Below are 4,711 nucleotides of genomic sequence, written 5' to 3'. Positions count from 1 at the left end.
CTTTGTGATTTCAAAAATCCTTTGAGAATACAGACTTGGAAGAGATAGGTATTCCATCAGATTGTAGGTCGTGAAGCAGTCTTTCAGTTTAAGAAGATGTGGACGCATAAAAGGGTTAAAAGTCGCAGAGATAACCCCTTTTCTGTACCGTATCCGGGTAAAGAACGGCTGTGCCGTGAAAATCGGATGCGGGCCGTCTGGGTCGGGTTCCTCCGTTTCAGCGAAAGAGGAGGCCAATTCTTTGCAGGTGGCCTTAATACGCTTGTAGTTTTCGCCGCCGATATAGGGAATAATATCTTTTGCCGGAACGGAGTATGTCTCTTTCAGTTTTTCGTCATCGGTACGGATACAGGCAACCAAATGTGCCAAAATCCTAGACGCCTCAACGCTTTTCACGGTTATGCGTGTGCGAATGATAGAGTTGGATTTCTTGACGAGTGTTCCAGGAATAGATAGCTCATCTTTAGCCATGATGACCCTCCATCGGTCAGATTGGTCAGGCCATGAAGAAATTTCGCCAGAATTTTTTCATGGCTGTTTTTTTTGTTTTTTTTTCATTGCTAGGGCAACATGTCAATATTTGCCCTAATAAAAAACGGTCATTTTGTCCCATTTGGAGCCCATTTTGACGGTCATTTTGTCCCATTTTGACGGTCATTTTGTCCCATTTAAATTTATAATATGTTGAAATAATTAATGATAGAAAACAATAAAAAGAAAAAAGTATTTATAAAAAAAAGAAAAATTTGGAAAAAGGCACGCCCCTGACGGGGCGACTCGGAGCGGCTAGATTGCGCCTAACGGCGCGCCGCTAAAGACAAAAAGGCAAGCGCCTACGGCGCAAACTTGGTGCGCGGACGGATGCGCCCTACCGGGCGCCGCGCTTCTGGAGCGTAAGACTCGGCTCAGGCTCGGAATACTCCGAGCCTTCGATCCCTCTTCCGGAGACTCGCAGATTGCGCCTCCGGCGCTGCCTAGAAAAAAAACAGTTAGCATAGCTCTTTCTGCTCTCCCTAGGCAGTGGCCTTTTTATATACTTTTTTGTAACTACTTAAAAATTAAACAAAAAAACATATAAAGACTTTTTATTTTTCTATACAACATATTAATTTTTATGTATTTTTAAAAAAACACTCAAATTTCGCTTCTAAAGCGCGAAACGACGTTTTCCGGAGCGATACCCATCCTAACCCCAGAACGCACACCAGAGGGCTTTTTCTGCCTCGCAGAGCAGGATGTTCCCCGTTGAGCAGAGATGGAAAAACAAGACACAAAAAAGGCCGAGAGATGGACTCGGCCTTTAGGAGGCCCCGGTTATGCGGTGTACCGGGGAAACTATGGATATTACTGGAGGAGGAGAAAAACCAGTAACCAAGCGAAACTATAGCTTTAACGTAAAAAGAGCAAGAAAAAGTCCATGAAGGAGATGGGGACTCTCTCATGGACTTTAGGAAATGGAAACTCCTGCTTTTTCTCGGCAAGCAGAAGCAAGTCAACGGCACCTTGCCATGAAGATTTGACCGTGTAAAGGACGGTCATTTCGTCTCGGTGAACCCGGAGAAACTAAGGAAATACAAAGCTAGATGGGCTTTAACGCTGTCTACCCCCTAATAGGCAGCGTAGCTTCCGCGTCTATTTGTATGCTTTTATATACAATTTTTCAACTGACGAGATTAAAAAAAGGGCCGGACAGAAAGTTCCGACCCTTCCCCATGTGGAAAACGTTTTCCACATGGGGAAATGCGTTTTTTTATCTCACAGTCTGATGCTAAAGCACTCCAACCACATCAAACTATAAAGAAACGCATTGATAAATTTATAAAATCTCCCAACGATACCAGCCCTCTTTCCCGGTTTCAGGGTTCACGAAGCGACGGCGGCACGCTATCAGAACTCTGTTGTAGAAAACTTTGATGGACTCCCCAGAGGGCGCTTTCTCCGTGGCCTTCCGCTTCGTGGCTGACAGGGTTCCTCTATAAATGAAACGGGAACCGCCACTGTATCGAATTTCATATGTGTTCAATGAGTTATCTCTATTATCTTTCTGGAAAGACTGTTCCTGCAATTCCGGTTGCCGGGAACATTGACATGGCGTATTTGCAGTTTGCACGGTTGCCTTTTTTTCGTTCTAAGCCTGCGCTCGGCGCGACGCAAGCCCAGAAAGGAAGGCAAGCCATGAAGCGTTTCTTGTTCGCTCTGCTTGTCGCTTTGGCTGTGGTACTGTTGCTGGCGTCTGACGCCATGTAACGGCTGACCCCAGCCCACCGCCAGTGAGCTGGGGTCGAAAAAGAACACATCTTCAAAGGCAACCGTGCGGGGCGCTGTAACGCGTCGCGCCAGCCCCGGTTCCTGTTCCCGCAGGGGCCGGGGTTCCCTTTTACTCTAGGGCTTCCCCCCTTCCTTGTCCAGAGGCCAGTCCTCATGTTCCCCGTTGAGCCGAAGGCGAGGCGGTTCTCGGCTGGCTGAACGCCACCTATCGTCTTGCGGGGCATACTGTGCCGTGGGATGAACTCGGCAAAACAATCCTGACGGCTCTGGAGTCTGTTTTTACGCAGCAGAACCTCGCCATAGGCCATGTCAAATTTTCCCTGAAAACGTCTGCCGGTTTTCTTATGGGCAATCTGACCGGTTCCGGGGCAGGGGGTGAATTGCGCGGCAGCGCGGGCCAAACTGCCCAGAACGATCCGGCGGAACTTATCCTGAACGCCCGTGTGGAAACAGACCCCGCACGCTTGCAGCAGCTTGTGGAAACAACCTTGCGCGCTGCCATCGGAGAGACTGCGCGTATGCAGCCATGGGCAGCAACTGTTTACGCCCCGGTCGCCCCAACCCGACCTACCGCTTTGACCGCGTGATACCAGGCGCATGACGCGCAGCGACCCGTCAGGGGCAGACTATTTCCGTCCCGCACTTGGAACAAACACATTATTTTTGTAATCCGAGAAAATACGCTACCGGATTCTTCGGCAGCCGGATTGGTTTTTTGTGGATCTTGCTAAAACAGAAACCCTTGATCGACTCTTTCGCTTCCAAGGGCGCGTAATGCAGTTTCCAAACGCGCTCTAAGGTTGGTCATTACTTTTTCTTATGAACCCACTGTAAAGACAGGTCATTGAACCAATTCAGCCACCACCTTCACCAGCAGTTCTATATTGATCGGCTTAATAATGTGCCCATCCATTCCTGCCTCTTTAGAGCGTCTCCGATCCTCTGTAAACGCATTCGCCGTCATCGCTATGATTGGAATTTTCTTTGCATCCTCACGGTTCAAAGCCCGAATCTTTTCAGTTGCTTCATAACCGTTCAGAACCGGCATCATCACATCCATCAGAATCGCATCATATTCACCCGTACGGCTTTGTTCAAATCGTTCAAGTGCTTCTTGTCCATTCCATGCTTTTGTCACAGATGCCCCTTCATTCTGAATCATAAATTCGGCGATCTCCATATTCAGCTCATTATCCTCAACAAGCAGAATATGAAATCCCTTGATAGAGTCTTTCGGTACATCTTTATTTACTTCCCATTTATCCTCATATTCATCGATTTTAAACAAGAGCGTAGCGATCATCGTCGTTCCGATTCCCTGCTTACTTTCAAATGTGAGCGTTCCGCCCATCTTTTCTGTAAGGCTTTTCGCAATCGACATGCCCAGACCGGTACCGCCAAATTTAGAAGTGCATCCCTGTTTCTCCTGCGCAAATGGCTCGAACAGATGTCTCTGGAATTCTTCACTCATACCAATTCCTGTATCTCGGCACAAAAATTCGATCTTTATCTTTCCGGGCTCATCCGCTGGGAGTTCTCTGCAACTCAAATAGATATGACCATATTCCTTGTTGTATTTTACTGCGTTGGTCAGAATATTTATCAGAATACGTTTCAGGTGGATTGGGCTGCCGATTAAATGCGTATGCACAAGTCCATCTATGTTCTTTTCAAACAGGATTTTCGTTTCTTCCGCCAGATTGGTGATCAGATCGGTCACTTCAACGATCACTGTATAAAGGTTAAATGGCTTCTCCTCCAGAGATATCTCCCCAAATTCCAGCTTACTCATCTCGAGGACTTCATTGATAATCTCAAGCAGGACTCCGGATGCCTCCCGGATCTTCTTCCGGCATTCCGCCTGCTTTAGAAGGTCATCGCTGTAATGCTCTCCGACATCCACCATTCCGCAGATTCCATTAATCGGAGTACGGATATCATGGCTCATCCTCTGCAGGAATTCTGTTTTCGCACGGTTAGCTGCCTCTGCCTTCTTTGCTTCCTCCATAAGATTTTTTTCATATTTCCGTTTAATTTCCAGTTCTTTTTCGATGCTGATGACTCTTGACCTTCTGAGTATTGCCCAGAGCAGTACAACGATAACCAGATAACTAAAAAGAACCGTAATCACATTCTGAGACAGTGTCCAAAACGTGATCGTATCCGGAACATACATATAGATGTAATACTTCCTCTGTTTCAGTATCAATCCATAGTAGTAAACCCCTCCGATATTCATATGCAGTATATGTTTGCTGTCAGCGTGGTTATTTAACAGCTGGAGGACCTGCTGATCGACCGTACTCTGCCCAATCAGGTTTGTATCATTGGATGCAACGATCACACCTTTATCCGCCACTATGATAATTCCATTCGATAATTTCTGATATCCGTTTAATAAACTTTGTATCGTAAGGTTATAATCATTTGCAAATATGGCAGG

General features: G+C 46.6%; 4 protein-coding genes. 2 read left to right on the top strand and 2 right to left on the bottom strand.

The window, feature by feature from the left end:
- Window positions 1–471 (bottom strand): replication initiation protein (locus tag T370_RS0121295; protein WP_029436941.1); only part of this gene is annotated, 471 nt, incomplete at its 3' end.
- 1,551 nt (window positions 472–2,022) lie between these two features.
- On the opposite strand from T370_RS0121295, the gene T370_RS25295 reads away from it, so the two are divergent.
- Both T370_RS25295 and T370_RS0121280 read left to right on the top strand, forming a co-directional pair.
- Window positions 2,023–2,247 (top strand): hypothetical protein, encoded by a 225-nt coding sequence (locus tag T370_RS25295; protein ID WP_211250544.1) that lies wholly within the window; start codon window positions 2,023–2,025, stop codon window positions 2,245–2,247.
- A gap of 248 nt (window positions 2,248–2,495) precedes the next feature.
- Window positions 2,496–2,855 (top strand): hypothetical protein, encoded by a 360-nt coding sequence (locus T370_RS0121280; protein WP_029436940.1) that lies wholly within the window; start codon window positions 2,496–2,498, stop codon window positions 2,853–2,855.
- Between the two features lie 254 nt (window positions 2,856–3,109).
- Here the strand turns inward: T370_RS0121280 and T370_RS0121275 are convergent.
- The coding region (locus T370_RS0121275; RefSeq protein ID WP_029436939.1) for an ATP-binding response regulator at window positions 3,110–4,711 on the bottom strand (1,602 nt) is incomplete at its 5' end.

The organism is Bilophila wadsworthia ATCC 49260 (assembly GCF_000701705.1).
Lineage (GTDB): Bacteria > Desulfobacterota > Desulfovibrionia > Desulfovibrionales > Desulfovibrionaceae > Bilophila > Bilophila wadsworthia.
The sequence above is the reverse complement of the archived record's forward strand: the minus strand, read 5'-3'. Positions and strand labels throughout refer to the sequence as shown.

Bases quoted from the DNA above. Each gene is read 5' to 3' on its own strand.
- T370_RS25295 (WP_211250544.1), top strand. From the start codon at position 2,023: ATGAGTTATCTCTATTATCTTTCTGGAAAGACTGTTCCTGCAATTCCG.